The following is a 23,047-nucleotide window of genomic DNA, read 5'->3' on the forward strand; positions in this document are numbered from 1 at the left end:
GGCCGTAAAATGAGAGCAAAACAAGCAGAAATTATTAAGGCACTGGGTGTTAGCGCGGATTTTGATGCACAGACAGAAATTCGGAAAAGTGTCGACTTTTTGAAGGCCTACTTAACGGCCAATCAATTTTTAAAAACGTTGGTTTTGGGGATTTCTGGCGGTCAGGATTCGACACTGGCTGGTAAGCTGTCACAAATGGCCATTAGTGAACTGCGTGAGGAAACGGGTGACACAGCGTACCAATTTGTGGCCGTGCGGCTCCCGTATGGTGAGCAGGCGGATGAACAGGACGCAATGGCCGCCATTGCGTTTATGGCGGCCGACCAAGTGATGCGGGTGAACGTGCAACCCGCAGTGGATGCTGGGGTTGCCGCCGTTGAAGCAAACGGTCTGACGGTGGCTGACTTTAACAAGGGGAACATCAAGGCGCGTGAGCGGATGATCGCCCAGTACACCATTGCCGGTGAACTGAGTGGTGCCGTTGTCGGGACGGATCATGCAGCGGAAGCGGTGACCGGCTTTTACACGAAGTACGGTGACGGTGGGACGGACATTACACCACTGTACCGCTTGGATAAGCGCCAGGGGAAAGCCATGCTGGCCGTTCTTAAAGCCCCAGAACATTTGTACTTAAAGGTGCCAACGGCAGATCTTGAAGATGACCGGCCGGCATTGCCTGACGAAGTTGCGTTGGGCGTGACGTACGATGAGATCGATGACTACCTTGAAGGTAAGACCATTAGTGACGCGAGCGCTGACAAGATTGAGGCTTGGTACCAAAAGACGCAGCATAAACGTCATTTGCCAATCAGCATTTTTGATGATTTTTGGAAGCCAACAAAGTAGGGGCGTTTAACTTGCGTTTTCCAGTCGACCTCTGTATAATTTGGCTTACGATAAATGAGGGAGTAACTAATGGCTTACTGGCTGGACGTTCGGTCCACCGGTAGACCGTGACAACGCCACCAACAAGACTTGTTCTGGTTTTGTCTTAAATAGTGAGACTCATGTTCGACACTTTTAAGTGTGCGTTCATGGGTCTTTTTTTGTACCAACGTGACGCACGGACACGGGAGGAATTGGAATGAAACAAACACAATTACCGCAGGCAGCACAATGGACGGTTGAGGAGACGTTTACGCAGGTTAAGGGGCAAGCTGCGGGGTTAACCTCCGCGGAAGTCACACAACGACAAGCTGACGTGGGTAAAAATGAACTGGCTAGTAAACGGCAAACAACACTTGTTGAAAAGTTTCTAGCCCAGTTTAAGGATCTAATGATCATCGTGTTGATTGTGGCCGCGGTGGTGGCCGCAATGACGGGTGAAGTCGTTGATGCCATCATTATTTTACTTGTGGTGATCCTAAACGCGGTCTTCGGTGTGTTTCAGGAGGCCAAAGCAGAGCAAGCAATTAATGCACTTCAGGAAATGGCGGCCCCGAATGCACACGTTCGGCGTGATGGTGAAACGGTGACGGTCAAAAGTGATGACCTTGTGCCGGGTGACGTTGTGTTACTTGAGGCAGGGGACATCGTACCGGCCGACATGCGGCTGATCGAGGTGGCCTCGTTACAGATTGAGGAATCTGCGTTGACTGGTGAATCAGTGCCGGTCAACAAGCAGTTGGCGCCTGTGACGGATAGTCAGGCGGGGCTAGGGGATCTACAAGACTTAGCCTTCATGAATAGTAACGTGACATATGGTCGTGGTGTGGGGATCGTCACAGAAACCGGGATGCAGACGCAGGTTGGTCGGATCGCTGGGATGCTGGATAACACCAAAGAACGCAAAACACCACTCCAGGAAAACCTTGCCCACCTAGGGAAAGTTCTGACCGGGTTGATCTTAGTGGTGGCCGTGGTTGTCTTCGGTGTGGGGATGTTACGGGGCAACGAATCACTGATCAACATGCTTCTAACGGCCATTTCACTGGCTGTTGCAGCCATTCCAGAAGGTTTGCCAGCCATCGTCACAATTACACTTGCGTTGGGAACGACGCGAATGGCGAAGTTAAATGCGCTGGTGCGGCGGTTACCAGCGGTTGAAACGTTAGGAAGCACGGACATTATTGCCTCTGATAAGACGGGGACGTTGACCCAAAACAAGATGACGGTCGAAGCTGTCATTGTCGATGGAAAACAACTGCCGGCAAAAGAGGCGGCTGGTGCCACGGCAGAAAATGACCAGGGGCTGTTAGCCACACTGCTGATGTTGAATAATGACACCAAGGAAACGGCGGACGGCCTGATCGGTGATCCAACGGAAACGGCATTGATCCAGTACAACATCGATCATGGTGTTGAACCAGAACCGTTCTTGGCAGCTCATCCACGGGTTGCCGAAATTCCGTTTGATTCAGAACGAAAGCTGATGACGACCGTGAACCAAATGGGCCCGGACAGTGGGTACTGGGTAACGGTTAAGGGGGCGCCTGACGAACTGTTAAAACGGGTGACTCATGTCCAATCAAACGGTCAGGTCGTTGAGTTAAGTGAAGATAACCGTCAACAATTATTGACCATTAACCACCAGTTAGCCGTTCAAGCACTGCGGGTGCTGGCGTTTGCGTACCGACCAGTGGCAACAGTGCCAACGACACTCACTTCTGCAGCCGTTGAGCAGGATCTGATCTTTGCTGGATTCGTCGGCATGATCGATCCAGAACGGCCAGAAGTTGCCGGTGCGGTGGCGGAAGCCAAAGCAGCTGGAATTCGCCCATTGATGATTACCGGGGACCATGCGGATACTGCCCGCGCGATTGCCATTCGGTTAGGGATTATTGCTGCGGATGACTCAGCTGGGGTAATCACCGGCGCGCAATTAGATGACTTGAGTGATGAAGCGTTTGCCAAGCAGGTCCAGCAGTATTCCGTATATGCCCGGGTCGCACCCGAGCATAAAGTTCGGATCGTTAACGCCTGGCAACAACTGGGAAAGGTCGTTGCCATGACAGGGGATGGGGTCAATGATGCCCCAGCACTGAAGGCGGCCGATATTGGGGTCGGAATGGGAATCACCGGGACCGAGGTGTCTAAGGGCGCCTCTGACATGGTGTTGGCTGACGATAACTTCTCAACCATCGTGGTGGCTGTGCGTGAAGGGCGGAAGGTGTTTGCAAACATTCAAAAGGCCATCCAATACCTGCTTTCGGCAAACCTTGGTGAGGTGCTCACACTGTTTGTGATGACCATGATGGGGTGGCAGATCCTGGCCCCCGTCCACATTTTGTGGATCAATTTGGTGACGGATACATTCCCAGCGATTGCGTTAGGGCTGGAACCAGCGGAAAAGAACATCATGGCGCAGAAGCCACGGGGCCGCACATCAAACTTCTTATCGGGGGGTGTGTTTGGGAACATCATCTACCAGGGACTACTGGAGGGTGGCCTGACACTTCTTGTGTACTGGTTGGCGTTAACGTTCCCAGTGCATGCTGGCAGTGCCCAAATTCATGCGGATGCGTTGACCATGGCTTTTGCGACGTTAGGGTTGATTCAATTGTTCCATGCCTTTAACTCCAAGTCGATCCATGGGACGCTCTTTACCAAACAGCTGTTTAAGAATAAGGCCTTTAACTGGGCCATTCTGACGGCCTTTGTGTTACTTGCGGCAACCATTTTAGTCCCTGGCTTTAACAGTCTGTTCCATGTAACGACGTTGGACTGGTTCCAATGGTTAATTGTGATTGGTGCAGGGATGACAATGATTTTGATCGTAGAAGTGGTAAAATTAATTCAGCGTTCATTACAGCGTAACTAAGCCATGAATGAGTGGCACACTAAAGGAGTCTCATTGTGAAAAAGAACTTGATGATGGTGTACGGCCGGACCCTGTCCCAGTTAATTACAGATACAGAGGATGTCCAAAAAGACTTGGAACCCTACTACTCAAAGCTGAAGCAAGGAACGGTTGGCGGACAGCTAATTGATTTGTCATCGACTGAACTAGCAGACATTAAGGCTGAATTCCAGGATGGAACGGATCGTTACAAGGCCTACAACGAAAAATTGAAAAGAATGCAGGCGCCGGCCCGGTTCATGGGTAAGCAACAGAGTTTAAAGGCAGCGTATGAAGCATATACCGCTGGTTGCCAGGCAATGACGGACAGCCTGGTACTGGAGACAAGCAGTGTGGATCAGGCGAAGTTTGACCAGTCTGAGACCGACCAAAATGAGGCGATGGATCGCATTATTCGTTTGATCCAAAGCATCTTGATGGCAAACGGGTAAACACTAAAATAAAGATTGCGCTGAACACGTATGTCTTTAATAATGGGAGCGAAAATCATGACTGGTTTTCGCTTTTTTTGATGATTTAAGGGGGAAGCAGATGACAAACGAGCAATTGCAGCACTTGGTAGAACATATTTCGTTAACGTCGTTTGACCGACCGTTTAGGCATCAGGCGGTGTTTAACCGGCGCTTAAAAACAACGGGTGGACGATACCATTTGAAGGATCACCACATTGACATTAATCCAAAAATGATTGAAGACTTTGATGAGGAAACGTTGGTTGGGGTGATCAAACATGAGCTTGTTCACTATCATCTGGCCACGACAGGTCACCCTTATGATCACCGGAGTCGGGAGTTTCGCCAGTTATTAGCAGCGGTTGGTGGAAGCCGATATGCGCCGGCACCAGTGAGTGCACCAGCTAAGCGCCGGCCACCGCATGAGTATGATTATGTGTGTCGTGATTGTGGGCGCCATTTTCACCGACGCCGGCGGGTCAACACGGCCCGGTATGTTTGCGGGGTCTGTGGTGGGCACTTACGGTTGGTGACGGAAAGTGGTGGCGCTAAACCGGGGGGTAGTCATTAGAAATCTGGGGAAAGAGTGTTAAAGTAGTGCGTAAGATGATAAAACGTCAAGACGGGAGTAAATAGGGGATGGAACGAGTTTATCGATGGTTTAAGCAGGAGGATGTTCAGGTTTACCTAACATTGGCGGGCCTCATTGTGGTGCTCTTTTGTCTTCGCCAGTTCCTGTCGATCATTTTACTGATTACGATTTTTTCGTACTTGGCGGTGGTTGCGACCACCCATCTGCGCCGATGGCTTCCGGTCGGACAGATTCTGGCAACGTTGATCGTGTACGTGGTGGTATTAGGCCTCCTAACGGCAGCCATTTCATATGCTGCGCCGTCACTTGCGAAGCAATTTAGCGGCATTCCCAGCATGATTAGTAAGGCAATTGAAAATCATCCGGTGTGGGACAAGCAACTGGATCAATGGGTCAACACGGCGTTTAATAGTAGTGAGTTAATGAAGCACGGACAAACGGCGTTGATGACGGGGTTGAAGGGCCTGGAAACCGTCGGAACGGCCTTTTCTCATGTTGGGATCGCCATGTTTCTCAGTTTGATTTTCACGGCGTCTTATGGGCGAATGAGTCGCTTTGGCCGGGGCTTTTTGCACAGCCGGTTTAAACGGTTATTTACGATTGTCTATTACCTTGCCCATAAGTTTGTCCTCATTTTGGGCACAGTCGTGGAAACGCAACTGATCATTTGTACCATCAACACCGTGTTAATGGCGATCGGCTTGTTTATTCTGCAAATGTCGAGCTTAATGGTCTTATCAGTCATCGTGTTTATTCTTGGGCTGATTCCCGTGGCCGGCGTTTTGATCTCCATGATTCCACTAACACTGATTGCGTTTGCAAGTGGAGGTCTTTGGAAGGCCGTTGAGGTCATCATTTTAGTGGTTGTGATCCACTTCTTTGAATCGTACTTCCTGCACCCCCGGTTAATGGCAACCGCAACGGACCTGCCAATTTTTGTGACATTCATGACGTTAATTATCAGTGAACAATTATTTGGAACCTGGGGCCTGATTGTTGGCTTACCGATTGTGGCCTTCTTCTTAGATATCGTGGGGGTTCACCCACAGCCCAATGACGGACCAGTTCTCCAGCAGTTGCAAAACGATGTTGGCGATTAAATTAATGAGGGAAAAATCAAAAGGATGATTGCCAAAGGTTTAATTATTTGGTACTATTATTCTTGTTGATGCGGCCATGGCGGAATTGGCAGACGCGCAAGATTAAGGATCTTGTGATCTTTTTGATCATCCGAGTTCAAGTCTCGGTGGCCGCATAATGAAGACATTCGGCGATTGCTGAATGTCTTTTTTAGTGGATTAACCATTATTTTAGTCTAAGAAAATTTTAAAATATTTGTGAAAAAGTAATTATTTTAAGCTTTTTAAGCTACCGACGAATGACATGGTTTACAATCAGTAAATAGCAATCTTATCAGACTATTTTGGGGAGAGCATTCATGAATAACGAACCGAATCAAGAACAGACGTCATCACGGGCACAACGCCGTCAGGGCGGGAAACAGCCACGCCGTTTCCATCCGTGGCGATGGTTTTGGGGCATCATTGTTGTGCTCTTATTGGTCATCGTTGGGTTTGGCGCCGTTGCGTACCATAACATTAATTCAGCGGCAAACAAGGCCTACAAATCTGCGGGAATTACGAAACAGCGGGACACAAAGGATCTATTAAATAACAAAAAACCAATTTCCATCATGTTCTTAGGAACGGATACTGGAGCCCTTGGCCGTGATTACAAGGGGCGGACGGATACCATCATGATTGCCACAATTAACCCATCGACTAAAAAGATGACGTTAGTGAGCTTGCCCCGTGATACGATGACGGATATTGCTGGTTATCCTCAATATTCTCCAGCAAAGATCAATGCTGCGTATACGTATGGTGGTGTTGGGACAACCATTAAAACGGTCCAAAACTTGTTAAACGTGCCAATTGATTACTACGCGTTGTTAAACATGGGTGGATTAAAGAAAGCCATCGATGAAGTTGGTGGGGTAACGGTAACGTCACCACTAACGTTTAGCTACGAAGGTTCAAGCTTTACAAAGGGGCAGTCCTACCATATGGACGGGACAACGGCCCTCCGCTTCTCACGGATGCGTTACGATGATCCTCAAGGGGATTATGGCCGTCAAAGTCGACAACGGTTGGTGGTTCAAGCATTATTTAAGAAATCAATTGACGTGAAGACGGTGTTGAATTCATCGTTCTTAGAATCAATTTCTGGTGAATCACAAACGGACTTGACGAGCTCAGACCTTGTCAAACTGGCCCAAAATTACCGGTCAGCAACAAAAGATATGACAACAGACCACATGCAGGGAACTGGTCAGATGATTGACGGTCAATCGTTTGAAGTGGTCAGTCATTCAGAAAAACAACGGGTTACAAACGAACTGCGGAAGAGTTTAGACTTATCTGCTAAAACGGATGACTAACCTTGTTCATTATCAGAAAAAACAAAGCGTGTTGATGCCAGTGTCATGGCAATCAACACGCTTTTTTTGCGCGAAAAATGATAATAAAGTTGCTAAAATGTGATAAAAAGATTGAATTACAATGTGAATACTTGTGGTGGAAAACTAGAAACGCGGGGTTACCTTGAGGGGGACATGATGGATCACATTCTAAGTGTTGAGCACCTGGCAAAGAGCTATCGCAGTCATGGCCAGACCTTTGCCGCACTGACGGACGTTTCATTTCAGATCGGTGCTGGGGAAGTTGTGGCCTTACTGGGGCCAAACGGGGCGGGGAAAACGACAACGGTCAGCATTATTGGCGGCTATCTTTTACCAACAGCGGGAACAATTATTTTTGATGGGCAGCAGCTGACCAAGCGGACACGGCGCCCCAACATTGGCGTGTCGTTTGGTGGCGAACTGGGCTTCTACGGCCGGGCAACTGCCCGACAAAATTTACGGTTGTTTGCGGATTTGGCGAAGGTCCCACACCGTGCCCAAAAAGAAGAAATTGCGCGTGTCTTAGACATTGTTAAGCTGAGTGATGTGGCCGATAAGCGGGTGCAATCCTTTTCGAAGGGGATGACCCAGCGGTTGCACATTGCCCGGGCACTACTGGGAGACCCAAAGTTATTGTTGCTGGATGAGCCGACTAGTGGGCTTGATGTTGAGATCGCTGCTAGAATTTGGGCCACGGTTGCGGACTTGGTTAACGCGGGGACGAGTGTCCTGTTAACAAGTCACACGATGACGGAAGTTGAAACATTAGCAGACAAGGTTGTGTTATTAGGGGCTGGGAAGGTCTTCACGACGGGAACGGTGGCCGAGATTGTCGCGCAATCGAAGGTTCAGCGTATTGATCGACCGGCGACATTGGAAGAATCCTACTTAGCGTTGGCACCACAGTTAAGGAGACGGTAGCGTGCGCTTTTTACGATTATTTTGGTTTCACTTTAAACAATATGGATCAAATCAGTACTTTTTCTGGCTGCCGGTCACCAGTACAGTAAGCATTTTTCTGCTTCAGTACGTCGTTGCCTATGCCAATGACGGGTTAGCCAATCCGCAGCTTTGGATCAATAGTGGTGTTGTGGGTCTCTGGGCCTCAACCGCAACGGCCGCTGGAAGCATTGGTTTTCAACGGTTTCAGGGCACACTGCCCTACATTGTTAACACCCGCTATGATGAGCGTGGCTCGTTAATTGCGTTATTGCTGCCAGCATCTAGCTACGGATTGTTGGCCTTTCCGCTTGCGTATGGCCTTGCTAAAGTGACGGGCGTGATGGTTGGTTCGCTTTCGTTAAACTGGTTATTTTGGGTTATCTGTCTGTGGGGTGGTGCGGCATTGATGGGTCTCTTACTGGCCGCGTTTTTCACACTCACGCCTAACGCACTGGTTTATGAAAGTTTGATTGATGTGCCAATTGTGTTACTGACGGGGTTGTTTGGGGGTAAAGCACTGACACGACCAGTAATGGCGGTCTCACAGTGGCTTTTTCCCATCACCGCACCAATTTCAGCGCTAACTGGTAACGGACACTTACACTGGGACGCCTGTATTGTGAGCATAACGTTGTGGGTTGGTTTAACGGCAGGGATAACCAAACATATCATGGTCTTAGCTAAAAAGAAGGGGACGCTCAAGGTGATCTAAAATGATGACACAGTTTTCAACGTTGGCCTACTTTGCAAATTGGCGCACCCGGCTCATTTACTTTATCCTGCTACCGGTTAATAACTTAGCGTTACTCTTTTTGATCAATGATCAATACGGTACTGGGTTTCAGTGGCAAATCGTGATTGCGACCGTGTGCATTGACGCGACCACACTGACGCTGCAAGCCATGGCGCAGCTGTTAGTAACGGATGCACGCTTAGGGATTGATGTGGAATTAATTACCAAAGCCCCCGCCAATGCCTATTACTGGGCCACTAAAGTTGCGACCGCATTACTGGCGGGCGCAACTTTAGCCGCGGTAAATTTAGTGGGGGGCGCTTATTTTGGGGGCACCCGTGGGCGTGGCCATGAGCGGGATCATGGTGTTACCGGGACTGCTTGGTGCCGGGGTGGTGGTTGGCTTTACCGGTTGGAGCCTGTCGTGGCAAATGAAGAATCCGTACTTCTTTCCCAATTTTTTTGCTTCGGTGACAATTTTGGTGGCTGGGTGTTTGGTCCTCGTGACGAAGTATCCGGAATGGCTACGTCTGTTTGCAAGCCTATTTCCGTTTTCAGAACCTGTGACACGAATTGAAACGGGCACCGGTTCTCTGTGGATTAGTCTGATGATAACGGGCGGGTGGCTACTGGTTGGCATAGTCGGGTATGTCATTCAACTGCCACAGGTGCGCCTTGCCCGGGGTCATCAGTATTGATGTGATTAGAAAAAAAGATCTGACAACGGCGAGAGGCCATCGTCAGATCTTTCTTTTGTACCGTAAATTACCAGCTCGCCTTACGAACGCCAGGAATTTTCCCCTGGAGTGCTAATTGGCGAAAATTGAGCCGTGACAAGCCAAACTGACGCAGGTAGGCGTGCGGCCGGCCGTCAATTTGATCCCGCCGGTGAATCCGAACGGGTGATGCATTTTTTGGTAAACTCGCAAGACCAGCGTAATCGTGGTCTGCCTTTAATTGTGCACGGCGCGCGGCATACTTAGCCACCGTGGCTTCGATGCGTTGTTCTTTAATGATTTTTGACTTTTTTGCCATTGAGCGATGATCCTCCGTGATCAACAATGCTAATAGAAACGGGCAACAAAACTCAATTGCACTTTATAACAGTAACAGTTACTGTTTAATATAACAGATTCACTTATTAAAACAAAGTGTTTACGCTTTTTTTAAAAGACGGAATTAATAAACGGTTGGGGGAACACATAATGACGAAGACCCAGACAGGACATGGCAATCACGGTGAGGACTGTTTGAAGCTGGTGCCCATCTTTAAGACACTGGCACCGGACGCATTGGCGCAAGTGAGCCAGCTGGTCCATGAGGTGACATATCCCAAAGGAACAACGCTTTTTTCAGCGGGAGAATCTGCGACGGCGTTAACCATTATCGCTTCCGGTCAAGCAAAGGTTTATCAGTTAGCGGCTAATGGCCGTGAACAGTTACTGTACCTCTTACAATCTGGGGATTTTGATGGGGAGGCAGCGCTGTTTAACCAGAGTACGCGGACAAGCTTTGCAGAAACGCTTGTGGAATCACGGGTGTGCACGATTGCGAGAGCTGACTTTCAGCAGTTATTGCAAACCGCACCACAATTAGCCTTAAACCTCGTGAATGCGTTTGGTCAACGGATCAGCCAATTGGAAACGAAGACGACGGCAGTGAGCACAACCTCGATCGAGGGACGGCTGGCTGGGTACTTGGTAGAAACGGCGGCCAGCTTTCCGGCCCAACAATCGTTTACGTTGCCCATGCCTAAAAAGGAAATTGCGGTGTATTTAGGAACCACGCCGGAAACGGTCAGCCGAAAGTTACTGGCGTTTCAACGGTCTGGATGGATCGAAAAACGTCCAGGAAACCAAATTATTGTCCGTGATGCCGACCAATTGGCGATGCTGATGTAAAGGACTTACACAAGTGATTTCGCTGCTTCATTGGCATTTGTTGACGACGATTCTGGGCGCGTTGAAAAAAGTTTAAGAAACTTAAGAATTGGCAAACGCCGGTCTAACAACTTGTCTAGTCCATTTGGTAACTTGTCGGACAGTTTAGCGTTGATTTGTGCTTGATGTAAGCGCTTCACTACGGTATGCTAGTCCCGTGCTCAAGATTTGTAAACCACTGGGTAGCATTAGCGTACGTAAGGGTAATCGACATTTTTTTGCCGAACCGATTGTAAGCGCTTTGCTAAACGGTAGTTAATGGTTATAATACATATACGGAGAAACGGTCCAATATTTCTCGATGTATTAAACGATTTTATTGATTAAGGGCATTTAGGAAGGAAACGAAGACGAAATGATCGCAATTATCGTTGCCAGTCATGGGACTTTTTCAGAAGGAATCACGCAATCATCAGCCATGATTTTTGGTAACCAAGAGAAGGTTGTTGCCGTGGGCGTTACCCAAGACGACGACCCAGATCAACTTCGACAACGATACGAACAGATTCTTGCGACATTTGCCGTGGATGACGAAGTGTTGTTTTTGGTTGATGTCTGGGGTGGACCAGCCTTCAACGTTGCAAGTCAACTCGTTGCAGAACATTCTGTTCGGATGGGTCTACTGACGGGGGTTAATCTCCCAATGTTAGTGGAAGCCTATACGGTTCGTCGCCAACCACTAGCTGACGTTATTGCCCATTTAGAGGCAATTGCAAAGGCTGGAATCAAGCATCTCGAGGTTTAGTTGCAACTAAGGGAGGACAAGCATGACAATGAAGATTCGCTTAGCACGAATTGACTCACGGTTATTGCATGGCCAGGTGGCCACGATTTGGACCCGGGCGTTACGCCCTCAGCAGATTTTGGTCGTTTCCGATGGTGCAGCAGGAGATGCCTTGCGTAAAGACCTGATCATTAAGGCAGCGCCTGCCGGTGTGACGGTCAGTGTCATTACCATTCAGCGGTTGATTGACATTTATCAAGATGCCCATTTCGATGATCTCGACGCATTGCTGTTGTTTGAAACACCAGCGGATGTTCAACGAGCAGTTGTCGGGGGTGTCACGTTAACGTCTGTCAATGTGGGTAGCTTAAGCTACACCGATGGTAAGACGATGATCACGGACGCCGTGGCGGTGAGCGAAGAAGATGCAACCATCTTCCGCGAACTTTCCGGCGCCGGGGTCAAGCTTGAAGTGCAAAAGACCCCAACAGATCAGCAACTAGATCTAATGGCGTTGTTGACCGAGCATGGTCTGTAGCACCTGTTTTTCAGCGAGCAACAAATCGCTGACACTAATTTTGGTTTCAAATATTTATTTTAGGAGGGACACTCATGGTAGGTATTATCTTAGCAAGTCATGGTGGCTTTGCAGAAGGCATTTACCAATCTGGTGAAATGATCTTCGGTAAGCAAGAGAATGTTCAAACAGTCACCTTGTTGCCAAGCGAAGGCCCAGATGATGTTCACGCCAAGTTTGAAAAAGCAGTTGCAACGTTTGACGATCCTGATCAAGTGTTGATTCTGATCGACCTTTGGGGTGGAACACCATTCAATCAGGCCAGCAGCCTCTTTGAGGGACATAAGGACACATGGGCAATGGTCACTGGTATGAACTTACCAATGGTCATCGAAGCTTATGGTTCACGGATGACGATGGATTCAGCGCAAGAAATTGCGACTCACATCGTTGAGACTGGTAAGGAAGGGGTTCGGGTTAAACCTGAAACACTTCAACCTGCCGAAGCACCAAAGGCAGCTGCTGAAGAACAACAACAGGAAGCTATTGCACCTGGGACGGTTCTTGGGGACGGTCACATTAAGTTTGTGTTAGCACGTGTTGACTCACGGTTATTGCATGGTCAAGTTGCCACTGCGTGGACGCGTTCAACCAACCCAGATCGGATTATCGTTGTTTCTGATAACGTGGCCAAAGACGCGTTACGGAAGAACATGATTGTGGAAGCAACACCACCTGGTGTTAAGGCCAACGTCATTCCAGTTGATAAGATGATTGAAATTGCCAAAGATCCTCGTTTTGGTGCCACAAAGGCCCTTGTCTTATTTGAAACACCAGAGGATGCGCTTCGTGCCATTCAGGGTGGGGTGGACATTAAGACATTGAACATTGGCTCAATGGCTCACTCAGCTGGGAAAGTTGCCGTAAGTAAAGTGCTTTCCTTAGGGAAAGAGGACGTGAAGACCTTTGATGATTTGAAGGCCGCTGGCGTTAAGTTCGATGTTCGTAAGGTTCCTGATGATTCAGGTGCTAACATGGACGATATCATTAACAAGGCCCGTAAAGAATTACAAGCCTAGTTAAGTAATCTCACAATACGTAGGAGGAACGTCAGATGTCTGCTATTTCAATGATTTTAGTCGTGATCGTTGCGTTTTTTGCCGGCATGGAAGGGATTTTGGATGAATTTGAATTCCATCAACCCCTGATTGCATGTACGTTGATTGGACTGGTTTCAGGCCAATTAACCACCGGATTAATTTTAGGTGGGTCATTACAAATGATCGCCTTAGGGTGGGCCAACATTGGTGCCGCCGTCGCTCCTGATGCCGCTTTGGCATCCGTTGCATCTGCTATTATTTTGGTCCAAGGTGGTCAAGGAACTAAGGGAATCGGTTCAGCGATTGCGATTGCGATCCCACTGGCCGTTGCCGGTTTATTCTTAACCATGATCGTTCGGACCATTACTGTTGCCATCATCCACATTATGGACGCGGCTGCAGAAAAGGGGAATTACCGTTCTATCAACATGTGGCAGATCATTTGTATCTGTTTACAAGGGTTGCGGATCGCGATCCCAGCTGCCTTACTGTTAATTATCCCTGCTGCACAAGTTCGGGCAATGCTTGAAGCAATGCCTGCATGGTTATCCGATGGGATGGCCATCGGTGGTGGGATGGTCGTTGCCGTTGGTTATGCCATGGTTATTAACATGATGGCTTCTAGCGAAGTTTGGCCTTTCTTTGCCATTGGTTTTGCCCTTGCCGCTTTGTCAGAATTGACATTGATCGCAATTGGGACCATTGGTTTATCACTTGCCCTGATCTACCTGAAGCTTGATGAAGGTGGTAACGGTGGTGGTAACGGCGGTGGTCGCACCAGTGGTGATCCACTCGGCGACATCTTAGACGACTATTAAACCGAGGGAAGGAGAAACGATAATGGCTGATAATAAAAAGATTACATTAACAAAAAGTGATCGGTTAAAGGTTGCTTGGCGGTCAACGTTCATCCAAGGTTCATGGAACTATGAACGGATGCAAAATGGTGGTTGGTTATTCTCATTAATGCCTGCTATCAATAAGTTATACACAAAAAAAGAAGACCGGATTGCCGCCTACAAGCGACACATGGAATTCTTTAACACTCATCCATACTTGGCTTCACCAATTCTTGGTGTTACCTTAGCCCTGGAAGAAGACCGTGCTAACGGTGCTGCCGTTGACGACGTTGCGATCCAAGGGGTTAAAGTTGGGATGATGGGACCACTGGCTGGTGTCGGTGACCCTGTCTTCTGGTTCACCGTTCGGCCAATTGTTGGTGCCCTTGGTGCCTCACTTGCCATTGGTGGTAACATTCTTGGACCAATCTTGTTCTTTGTCTTATGGAACTTGATCCGTTGGAGTTTCATGTGGTACACCCAAGAATTTGGTTACCGTGCTGGTTCACGAATCAGTGAAGACCTTTCTGGTGGGTTGCTGCAAAAGGTTACCCGTGGGGCTTCCATGATGGGGATGTTTGTTATTGGGGCCTTGATTCAAAGGTGGGTTTCAATTAAATTCCTGCCAGTTGTTTCAACGATTCAACAACAAAAGGGTTCTTACATCGAATGGAGTAAGTTACCAAAGGGTTCTAAAGGGATTCAGGAAGCCTTAACACAATACAACTTGGGCAAGGGCTTATCCCTGTCAAACGTTAAGGTAACAACGTTGCAAGACAACTTGAATCAATTGATTCCTGGGTTGGCTGCATTACTGTTAACCTTCTTGTGCATGTGGTTACTGAAGAAGAAAGTTTCACCAATCGTTATCATTCTTGGGATCTTCGTTGTTGGGATCTTGCTCCACGTGATTGGTTGGTTGTAAAATTAGATATTATTGGCAATGGCGGCTTGTACCCACGTGTGGGCAGCAACCGCTATTGTTGTTTATGGCGCAGTTCGTAGTGCAACGTGGGCTTACAGAGTAGGGAGAAAAGACATGGCAGAATCATTAAATACAAAGGTCGACTTAGTTACTGAAGGGACATCGTACATGGGAATGAGCGAGTACGGTAAACTGATGGTGGGCGATAAGGCGTTTGAATTTTATAACCATCGTGATACCAATAAGTTTGTTCAAATTCCCTGGGAAGAAGTGGATAACGTGGTTGCTTCTGTCATGTTTCGGGGGAAATGGATCCCACGGTTTACGATCCAAACGAAACATAATGGGGCGTACCGGTTCTCCGCACGGAAGCCAAAGGTGATTTTGCGGGCCATCCGTAATTACGTTGGGCCAGATCATGTGGTTAAGGCGCTGACCTTTGGGCAAATGATTCTGCGTGATTTTCGTGGGCTTGCGGCCAAACGAAGCACGAAGCGAAACTAAGCAAAGTAGATGAAAGTTAAAAATAAACCGGTTGATTCCCCGTGATGGGGAATCAACCGGTTTATTTTTACGTTCAGAGCGACATAAAAATGACGTGATATACTGAAAGAATAACGCTGGGTAAAGGGATGGCATAATGGCAGGATTATTGGCAAGTACAACGGGTGTCCTCATGATCATCATCATGGTGGCCGTGGGCTACGTTTTGGCCGCTAAGGGCTGGTTTAATGAAGACAGCACAAGATTAGTGGCCAAGCTGGTCACACAAGTCGCGTTACCACCATACATGATTGTTTCGGTGACAAAAGATTTTTCTAAACGTGAGCTGGTGGCCCTCCTGCCTGATTTACGCTATCCGGTCATTTCAATGCTTTTGCTCATGGTGCTTGCGTGGGGGATCGTCGTCCTGTTACACATTGAGCCAGGGCGCCGGGGGCTTTTTACCTCCATGTTCTTCAACTCAAATACGGTGTTTGTGGGCCTGCCGATCAACATGGCAATTTTTGGAAGTAAAAGCTTACCGTATGTCCTGGTGTACTACATGGCCAACACGACGATTTTTTGGACCATTGGGGTTTACTTCATTCAACGAGACGGCCAAATTCACGAACGGTTAAACGTCAAAACGGTGTTGAAAAAGGTCTTCTCGGCCCCACTGTTAGGCTTCATGCTCGGCGTTCTCCTGGTTCTATGGAATGTGCATCTTCCGTATTTCTTAAATCAAATGTTTGGTTACCTTGGTGGACTTACCGTCCCGTTGTCGATGATCTTTATTGGAATCTCCATTTACCAAGCAGGATTGAAGAACATGCGCTTTGATTTAAGCAGTGCTGGGGTTCTTTTTGGGCGGTTTATCGCGGCGCCAGCGTTAATGTTACTACTTGTTCAGCGAAGTGGTATGCCCGTGATGATGAAACAAGTCTTCGTCCTTCAATCGTGCATGCCAGTGATGACGAATGCACCAGTCGTGGCCAAACTTTACCATGCCGACGCGGATTTTGCGGCGGTGATGGTGACAGAAACGACACTTTTGTCGCTGGTGGTGGTCCCCGTGATGATGAGTTTTATTTCGAAAATGGTATAGTTTCGGTTGAAAAGTTTAAGAAAGTATGAAGGCTGATTGCTTGCGTTCAGTATGAGAAAGCCTAATAATAGACGGGTGAAAAGGTTTACTAGGCAAAAAACGCTTAACGTAATCTTAATGTAATAATTGTAATCAATTGTCATATTGTTGGTATAGCCCTGTTACACGAATGGCTTAGACTAAGGCTAGTAGGTAACACACATAGGCTTGTTACGCGGGATGAATTAACTTAGGAGAAGTGACTAACGTGAAAAAATCGATTAAAAATGCTTTATTAACAACTGCTGGTGCCGCCAGTGTTCTTGCTGGGGTTTCTGTTGCTGCTAACGCTTCAACGGTTAAATCAATCAAGGGTGACACGGTGTGGAACTTTGCACAAAAGAACCATACAACAGTAGACGCCATTGTTCAGGCCAACCACCTGTCAAACGCTAACTTAATTTACGTTGGCCAATCATTGGTGATTCCTGATGCAACTACATCAGCTAACACGACGACCACTAATTCGTCAAACAACACAAGCACAACGAACACAACTAGCCAAGCTTCAACAGATAAGACAGCGACATCATCAATTAGTGGTGACTACACTGTTAAGAGTGGTGACACATTGTACGCGATTAGCTCAAAGAGTGGCATCAGCGTTTCAGACTTAGCTTCAAAAAACAACATCGCTAACATTAACGTGTTGATGGTCGGTCAAGTATTACATACAACGACTGGTTCAGCAGCAAGTACAAGCGCTGCTTCACAAGCTTCTCAAACATCAACGACTAGCCAAGCTTCACAAGCAAGCCAAGCAAGTGCCGCTTCACAGGCGCCTGCTGCTAGCCAAGCATTATCACAAGCGCCTACTTCAGTTGCTAGTCAGGCTGCTTCACAGGCTCCAGCATCTGTTGCTAGCCAAGCACCTGCCTCAGAAGCTTCTGAAGCAACCAGCACGGCTGCTCCTGCTAGCCAAGCACCAGTTAGCCAAGCTTCACAAGCACCTGCAACTAACACTGATGACACAACGAACACAAACACACCTTCATCATCAGCTAGTTCTGTTTCAGGTGACTATGCTCAAGCCGGAATCAATGGCTTCAACACAGGTGTCAATGGTTACCCTGCTGGTCAATGTACTGCATTCGTTGCTGGGATCTTACAAGCACGCGGTATTTCAAGCTCAGAATGGGCTTACTTAGGTAACGGTAACGCCTGGGGTGCCAGCGCTGCTAACCGTGGTTTATCTGTAAGCACAACACCAACTGCCGGTTCTGTTGCTTACTTTGGTTACATGCACGTTGCTTACGTAACGAGCGTTAACGGTAACGGGACGGTTAACATCATCGAAGGTAACTTCGAAGGTTTGGCCTACCACGCCCGGACAATCTCAGCTAGCGAAGCTGCTGGTTACATTGTCTTCTAATTTATGTTAATTAACGAAGCGGTTCGCCTCAGTGGTGAGCCGCTTTTTTGTTAGTTTGAAACCAGGAATGAAAATGGTACCATGACTGTGTAAGGTCAAAGAGAGAAGGGCAGACATGGCAGAGTTGGTAATTGTTCGGCATGGTGAAAGTACGGCTAATCGTGATCAAATCTACACGGGATGGACGGATGTTGAGTTAACAGCCACTGGCCGTGAGCAGGCTCATGAAGCGGGCCAGTTGGTTGCCAAGACTGGCGTGGCGTTTACGGATGTGCACACGTCCGTTTTGAAGCGGGCCATTGAAACGACCCACATTGTCCTTGATGAGTGTCACCAGTTATGGGTGCCTGAACACAAGGATTGGCGGTTAAATGAACGCCATTACGGTGCTTTACGCGGTCGAAATAAGGAACAAACGCGTCAGGAGTTTGGTGTCGATCAGGTGGCGTTGTGGCGGCGGAGTTATACAGAAGTTCCGCCACTGCTGGCACAACCTGAACATATCGGTGATCGCAAGTATGCGTCGCTACCGCGGAGCGCAATGACACGGGGCGAGAGCCTTAAAATGGCTTCTGCGAGGTTATTACCCGTTTGGATCGATACCATCGCACCAGCGCTTCTGACGGGGCACAATCAGCTGATCGTGGCACACGGGAGCACACTGCGGGCGCTCATTAAATACCTTGAGAACGTAAGTGATGAAGACATCAGTCGCGTGGAGGTGCCAAACGCCCAGCCAATTCACTATACGTTTGATTCACAGTTACGGATCGTGAAGAAAGTTATGCTGGCAGATTAGCGCCGCGACGTTTTTATGAAAAGAATCAAATAACCCCACCGACAAGAATATGAGTCGGTGGGGTTTATTTTTATGAGTTATTTCTTTTGCTTAGCAACGGGGAAGCTAATGGTGAAGATGGTGCCGTGGGGGGTGTTATCCGTGATGGAAACGCGGCCCTTATGGCTATCAATGATCCATTTAGCGATGGAGAGGCCCAAACCGTTTCCGCCGGTGGCCCGGCTTCGTGATTTTTCAACCCGGTAGAAACGATCAAAGACGTGATTTTTATCTGCGTCACTAATGCCGATCCCGGTATCCTTAACCTGGAGCAGCCAGCGGTTACCACTCATTTTAGCTGTAAAGGCGACACTATCACCAGATTCAGTATACTTGAGCGCGTTGTCGAGAAAGATGACAATGAGCTGGTGAATCCGTTCCTTGTCAATAACGAGTGAACGATCAAGATCGATTTCATCCGTAAAGTGTTTATGCTGGCTGTCCGCAATTTCGGAATAGGGGAGGATCACCGTTTCGAGAAATTGCTTCATGGCCACCGGTTCTGTCCGAATCTGGGTCATATCGGAATCAGAGCGCGCCAGTAACAATAAATCACTCGTGAGTGAGTTTAATCGGCGGACCTCAGACAGTGACATGGTTATTTGCTCAGTTTGATCCATGACTTGGTCGGTGGGGTGGGTAAGCATCAACTCTAGCTTGTTTTGAATGACCGTAAGCGGCGTCCGTAACTCATGGGCTGCATTAGCCACAAACTCACGCTGACGTTGCCAGGAGCGAAGAATGGGCCGCATGTTGAGCCGAGCAAGAACGTAACTCAGAAGAATCGAAATCAACCAAAAGATAAGCATGGTCCAGGTCAAAACTTTTCGGAACACGACGATGGAGCCATGCTCTGAATCGGTGTTGGTGACCACCATGACGTAGCAGCCGGCGTACGCCGAATTACTGCTTGCTGGCACGTAAAAAGTCATGGTTCGGAAGTTGTTTTGCCCGTTCACGACGATGTCACGGAGCACATTTTGCCGAGTTTTATTAAGCTTAATGGCCTCGAGCGCATTCAGGTAATCTTCACGAGCAGAGTCGGTCGTCTTTTTCTTAGGGGTTGTAGTGCCATTTGCCGTCGAATTATTGGTGTTGTCGTTTGTCGGCGCACCACCAAAGAACCCGCTTGTCGTGGTGCCGTTCAGTAACTGGCCCTTTTTGTTATAGATCAACAGGGAGGTCCGAAAGGCAATGGAGCGAAACGCGTCCTGGCTGGCAGGACCACCGGTGATTTTTTTATTCAGGATGACCTGACGTTGGACTTTGATGCCACGGTTAACATCCTGATAAATCGACGGTTCAAACACCCGCCATAAAATGACGCCCAGCGTTAGGAAAATCAGGGCAAAGCTGACAAGTTCACTGATGAAAAGGCCCCACTGCTGCTTGCCAAATGATTGTTCAGTTCGTTTTGATTTCACTGTTCTGCTCCGACAAGATAGCCGGCGTTTCGCAACGTTTTAATTGTCTTGTCTGCGCCGACTGGCTTGAGTTTCTTTCGTAAGTTAGAAACGTAGACTTCAACGACCGTGATGGAGGTTTCAGAATCAAAGCCCCACAAGCGATCGAAAATTTGATCCTTAGTAACAATGGTGCCCTGGTTTTGGATAAAGTAAACGAGGAGGTCAAACTCCTTTCCGTTCAGTTGAACGGACGTATCGCCAACCGACACAGCGTGGTTTTGTAAATTGACGTTAATATCACCCATCGTCAAAATGTTTTCATTTAAGAACGTTCCGCTTCGTTTGAGCAAGGCACGAACCCGCAACAGGAGTTCTTCACGGTGGAAGGGTTTGGTGAGATAGTCATCAGCACCTAAATTGAAGCCACGAATTTTATCGTCTAAGCCATCCTTCGCCGTCAGGAATAAAACGGGAACGTCGAGATGCTGTTCGCGAATGGCCTTTAGCACGTCAAGACCGCTTTCAAGTGGTAACATCCAGTCCAGAATAATCAGGTCATAAATGCCCTGACTGGCCATGAATTCACCATCTTCGCCGTCAAACGCTTGGTCACAGGCGACAATGTCCGTTAATAGTTCCTTAATGCCATCTGACACTGAGTGATCGTCCTCAATGATAAGGCCCCGTGCGAGTTGTTGCATAAGTAGTTCCCCCTAGAAATGAATTGTTTATTAATAATTGTAATCGAAAACGCCGTCAGATGCGACAGCCGGTGCGAGTGCCGGTTGACTTAACAACCAGCCGTCAGCAGAAAGCTGGTGGTAGCGTTTGGTGACGGGAATCCAAATTCCTTCCCGAAGAATATCAGTAATGGTTGCCCAAAATAACGGGTCACGCTTTTGTTCACGTGTGACATTGACTTCAAATTGCTGGCCCGATTCAGTTTCAGCAACAACTGTGGGGCAATGTGCAGCAACAACCTTAGCGGAAATCAAATTACTCGTATCTTTTAACATAATGGTCACTCCATTCAGATTATCAAACTAAAATTCTGTTCGTTTTGAACAATGATTATCATAAAGAAACCAACATAAAGCGAACTTAAAAACGTTCAAAGAAAGTGTAGCGATGTCGAAAAGTTGGCTAATCTGGTTTGAGTTAAGTTGGGTTAATTTTAACGCTGTCTGAATAAAAGGGCACAAAAAAAGCAGTGAAACACGCTAATTCAGCGGGCCTCACTACTTTTTAGATAAAAAATGGCATTGAGTGGCGAATGGGTTAAAACTTACCGTTCTGATTTGCCCAGGTCGTTTTTTCAGGAATTGTTTCAATGATGTCCCAATGTTCAGCGATCTTGCCATCGAGGACACTAAATAAGTCGTAAAATGCGACGTGGTCAACGCCAAAAGTACCTTCACTCATGGCGAGAACAAAGTTTCCATGGCCTAATACCCGGAAGGTTCTGTCGTATGTCATGGTAATGTCCTGCTCGGCCATCGCACTTAACGCCGTGCTAAGACCACTTAAGCCGTCAGCAATGCCACTGTTATGTTGAATGTAGTGATCGCCATCGAAGTAAGTTGGTAAGGCGCTTGGATTTTCTCCTCGTAACACGTCACGGACAAAGTTGGCGACAAGCTGTTTGTTGGATGCTGTGTTGTCCAAATCTGAGATTTTCGTTGTTCCGTCGTATTGAGTATGACCAGAAGGCGTTGGCCCGGTGAGTTTTGAAAGGTTATCCCAATGTTCAGCAATCATGTTGTCTTCAAAACGAAAGACATCAATCCCGATTTGATCGCCAGCACCAGCAAAATTATACCGACTGTGCAAAACAACGTATGGCCCATCTGAGAAGGACCGGATGGTTTCAACGGTTGTCTTGGTTGGTGCTTGTTGAAGTCCGGTGACAGCTTCGATAAACTGATCGCGACCGGTCCCAAAATTCAAATTATGCTGAATGTAATCTTTGGCGAGGTGCGCCTCAGCGATTTTCGTCTCGCCTGTTGCAAATGAATTAATTAATGAAAGTGCAATTTCTGTATTTGTCATGTCATGGCCTCCGAAAGTGTTTGCTAAAGATTATTTTATTAATGATAGATATAATACAATCAACTGAACAAACATAAAAGTAGGCACTTTAGAGTGGGATAGTTTCGCTAGGGAAACTATGGCCCATCAAGTAGATTGGAGGAGACGACATGACGTTTAGTATTGAAATGAATCCACAAATTGAGGGAAAGCTCATCATTTTAAATGAGTTGCACCGAAATAAATGGCGGCCCGAAATCGTCAATTTGCTGTTAGAAAAGGGGACATTGCGGTTTGGCGAAATCCAGAGGGAACTACAGATTACCCAAAAAGTGTTAACAAGTCACCTGAAATGGTTAGAGGCACACCAAATTATTAATCGGCATGTATTTGCCGAGGTACCGCCACACGTCGAGTACTCATTGACCGAGGTGGGACAACATCTACTGGCAGTGCACGAAGCAATGCGTGTCTGGGCGGACTTTTATGCGAATAACGTCGATTAAATGAATGAATGTGGGTATTTTTGCGTTTAACAAAAGGCCCCACAACTATGCAGATTGACCTTTACCCCGAAAGTTGAAACAAACTTTCGGGGTTTTCTTATGACTAAAATTTCTATTGAAACTAAAATCATCGCTGTTGAAGCGTATCTAACAGGAACGGATTCAAAACTTGCTGTTCGAAACAGATATCACATTGCCGGACAGCTATTCAGTGTCTTAGTTGCTATCTATGAAGAATATGGCCGC

The 23,047-nt window shown here is 47.6% G+C and carries 25 protein-coding genes and 1 tRNA gene; 21 read left to right on the top strand and 5 right to left on the bottom strand.

The annotated features are described in order from the left end of the window. The first annotated feature begins 9 nt into the window (after positions 1-9). The 10 genes from nadE (at position 10) to ACKTR5_RS09160 (ending at position 9,556) form a co-directional block, all read left to right on the top strand. Positions 10-846, top strand: a complete 837-nt coding sequence (gene nadE / locus ACKTR5_RS09115) for an ammonia-dependent NAD(+) synthetase (protein WP_407880960.1) — start codon at positions 10-12, stop codon at positions 844-846. Between the two features lie 238 nt (positions 847-1,084). Next, positions 1,085-3,760 (top strand): cation-translocating P-type ATPase, encoded by a 2,676-nt coding sequence (locus ACKTR5_RS09120; protein ID WP_407880961.1) that lies wholly within the window; start codon positions 1,085-1,087, stop codon positions 3,758-3,760. 35 nt (positions 3,761-3,795) lie between these two features. Further along, complete coding sequence (locus ACKTR5_RS09125; protein ID WP_407880962.1) at positions 3,796-4,230, top strand: hypothetical protein; 435 nt, start codon at positions 3,796-3,798, stop codon at positions 4,228-4,230. 100 nt (positions 4,231-4,330) lie between these two features. After that, a complete protein-coding gene (locus ACKTR5_RS09130; protein ID WP_407880963.1) occupies positions 4,331-4,822 on the top strand; it encodes a SprT family protein in 492 nt (163 codons plus the stop codon). A gap of 68 nt (positions 4,823-4,890) precedes the next feature. Next, positions 4,891-5,943 carry an AI-2E family transporter gene (locus tag ACKTR5_RS09135; protein WP_407880964.1) on the top strand — a complete coding sequence of 351 codons (1,053 nt, stop codon included), beginning with the start codon at positions 4,891-4,893 and terminating at the stop codon, positions 5,941-5,943. Between the two features lie 70 nt (positions 5,944-6,013). Next, positions 6,014-6,098 (top strand) — tRNA-Leu (locus ACKTR5_RS09140). A 183-nt stretch (positions 6,099-6,281) separates the two neighbouring features. Continuing rightward, entirely contained in the window at positions 6,282-7,283 is a 1,002-nt protein-coding gene (locus ACKTR5_RS09145) for an LCP family protein (protein ID WP_407880965.1), read from the top strand. Positions 7,284-7,457: 174 nt separating this feature from the next. Beyond that, positions 7,458-8,225: an ABC transporter ATP-binding protein gene (locus ACKTR5_RS09150; RefSeq protein ID WP_407880966.1), complete on the top strand. Its 768-nt coding sequence runs from the start codon at positions 7,458-7,460 to the stop codon at positions 8,223-8,225. Between the two features lies 1 nt (position 8,226). Next, entirely contained in the window at positions 8,227-8,958 is a 732-nt protein-coding gene (locus tag ACKTR5_RS09155; RefSeq protein ID WP_407880968.1) for a multidrug ABC transporter permease, read from the top strand. A gap of 1 nt (position 8,959) precedes the next feature. Then, positions 8,960-9,556 (top strand): hypothetical protein, encoded by a 597-nt coding sequence (locus tag ACKTR5_RS09160; RefSeq protein WP_407880970.1) that lies wholly within the window; start codon positions 8,960-8,962, stop codon positions 9,554-9,556. Between the two features lie 188 nt (positions 9,557-9,744). Here ACKTR5_RS09160 and rpsN read toward each other — a convergent pair whose 3' ends face one another. Then, positions 9,745-10,014 (bottom strand): 30S ribosomal protein S14, encoded by a 270-nt coding sequence (gene rpsN / locus ACKTR5_RS09165; protein WP_407880972.1) that lies wholly within the window; start codon positions 10,012-10,014, stop codon positions 9,745-9,747. A 170-nt stretch (positions 10,015-10,184) separates the two neighbouring features. Between rpsN and ACKTR5_RS09170 the strand changes: the two genes are divergently transcribed. From ACKTR5_RS09170 to ACKTR5_RS09215, 10 genes are all read left to right on the top strand, one after another. Continuing rightward, a complete protein-coding gene (locus ACKTR5_RS09170; protein ID WP_407880973.1) occupies positions 10,185-10,880 on the top strand; it encodes a Crp/Fnr family transcriptional regulator in 696 nt (231 codons plus the stop codon). 394 nt (positions 10,881-11,274) lie between these two features. Continuing rightward, positions 11,275-11,664 (top strand): PTS sugar transporter subunit IIA, encoded by a 390-nt coding sequence (locus ACKTR5_RS09175; RefSeq protein WP_407880974.1) that lies wholly within the window; start codon positions 11,275-11,277, stop codon positions 11,662-11,664. Between the two features lie 22 nt (positions 11,665-11,686). Next, positions 11,687-12,181, top strand: coding sequence for a PTS system mannose/fructose/N-acetylgalactosamine-transporter subunit IIB (locus ACKTR5_RS09180; RefSeq protein WP_407880975.1), 495 nt, complete (start codon positions 11,687-11,689; stop codon positions 12,179-12,181). A gap of 74 nt (positions 12,182-12,255) precedes the next feature. Then, positions 12,256-13,239, top strand: a complete 984-nt coding sequence (locus tag ACKTR5_RS09185; protein WP_407880976.1) for a PTS sugar transporter subunit IIB — start codon at positions 12,256-12,258, stop codon at positions 13,237-13,239. Between the two features lie 35 nt (positions 13,240-13,274). Further along, a complete protein-coding gene (locus ACKTR5_RS09190) occupies positions 13,275-14,078 on the top strand; it encodes a PTS mannose/fructose/sorbose transporter subunit IIC (protein WP_407880978.1) in 804 nt (267 codons plus the stop codon). Positions 14,079-14,100: 22 nt separating this feature from the next. Then, positions 14,101-15,024, top strand: a complete 924-nt coding sequence (locus ACKTR5_RS09195; protein ID WP_407880979.1) for a PTS system mannose/fructose/sorbose family transporter subunit IID — start codon at positions 14,101-14,103, stop codon at positions 15,022-15,024. Between the two features lie 114 nt (positions 15,025-15,138). Then, the gene (locus ACKTR5_RS09200; RefSeq protein WP_407880981.1) at positions 15,139-15,528 is read left to right on the top strand and encodes a DUF956 family protein; all 390 of its coding nucleotides are present in this window, start codon (positions 15,139-15,141) and stop codon (positions 15,526-15,528) included. Positions 15,529-15,664: 136 nt separating this feature from the next. Further along, the gene (locus ACKTR5_RS09205; protein ID WP_407880982.1) at positions 15,665-16,612 is read left to right on the top strand and encodes an AEC family transporter; all 948 of its coding nucleotides are present in this window, start codon (positions 15,665-15,667) and stop codon (positions 16,610-16,612) included. Positions 16,613-16,859: 247 nt separating this feature from the next. Further along, the gene (locus tag ACKTR5_RS09210; protein WP_407880983.1) at positions 16,860-18,023 is read left to right on the top strand and encodes a LysM peptidoglycan-binding domain-containing protein; all 1,164 of its coding nucleotides are present in this window, start codon (positions 16,860-16,862) and stop codon (positions 18,021-18,023) included. 115 nt (positions 18,024-18,138) lie between these two features. After that, entirely contained in the window at positions 18,139-18,822 is a 684-nt protein-coding gene (locus tag ACKTR5_RS09215; protein WP_407880985.1) for a 2,3-bisphosphoglycerate-dependent phosphoglycerate mutase, read from the top strand. A 77-nt stretch (positions 18,823-18,899) separates the two neighbouring features. On the opposite strand, the gene ACKTR5_RS09220 is transcribed toward ACKTR5_RS09215, so the two are convergent. From ACKTR5_RS09220 to ACKTR5_RS09235, 4 genes are all read right to left on the bottom strand, one after another. After that, positions 18,900-20,285: a sensor histidine kinase gene (locus ACKTR5_RS09220; RefSeq protein ID WP_407880986.1), complete on the bottom strand. Its 1,386-nt coding sequence runs from the start codon at positions 20,283-20,285 to the stop codon at positions 18,900-18,902. Beyond that, the gene (locus ACKTR5_RS09225) at positions 20,282-20,968 is read right to left on the bottom strand and encodes a response regulator transcription factor (RefSeq protein WP_407880987.1); all 687 of its coding nucleotides are present in this window, start codon (positions 20,966-20,968) and stop codon (positions 20,282-20,284) included. Before ACKTR5_RS09225 ends, ACKTR5_RS09220 begins: the two co-directional genes overlap by 4 nt. Before the next feature lie 30 nt (positions 20,969-20,998). Beyond that, positions 20,999-21,283 carry a hypothetical protein gene (locus ACKTR5_RS09230; protein WP_407880988.1) on the bottom strand — a complete coding sequence of 95 codons (285 nt, stop codon included), beginning with the start codon at positions 21,281-21,283 and terminating at the stop codon, positions 20,999-21,001. A gap of 262 nt (positions 21,284-21,545) precedes the next feature. Continuing rightward, positions 21,546-22,316, bottom strand: coding sequence for a nuclear transport factor 2 family protein (locus ACKTR5_RS09235; RefSeq protein ID WP_407880989.1), 771 nt, complete (start codon positions 22,314-22,316; stop codon positions 21,546-21,548). A 149-nt stretch (positions 22,317-22,465) separates the two neighbouring features. Here ACKTR5_RS09235 and ACKTR5_RS09240 point away from each other — a divergent pair, with 149 nt between their 5' ends. Beyond that, complete coding sequence (locus tag ACKTR5_RS09240) at positions 22,466-22,801, top strand: winged helix-turn-helix transcriptional regulator (protein WP_407880990.1); 336 nt, start codon at positions 22,466-22,468, stop codon at positions 22,799-22,801. Positions 22,802-23,047: the final 246 nt, after the last annotated feature.

The organism is Furfurilactobacillus entadae (assembly GCF_045862745.1).
Taxonomy (GTDB): domain Bacteria; phylum Bacillota; class Bacilli; order Lactobacillales; family Lactobacillaceae; genus Furfurilactobacillus; species Furfurilactobacillus entadae.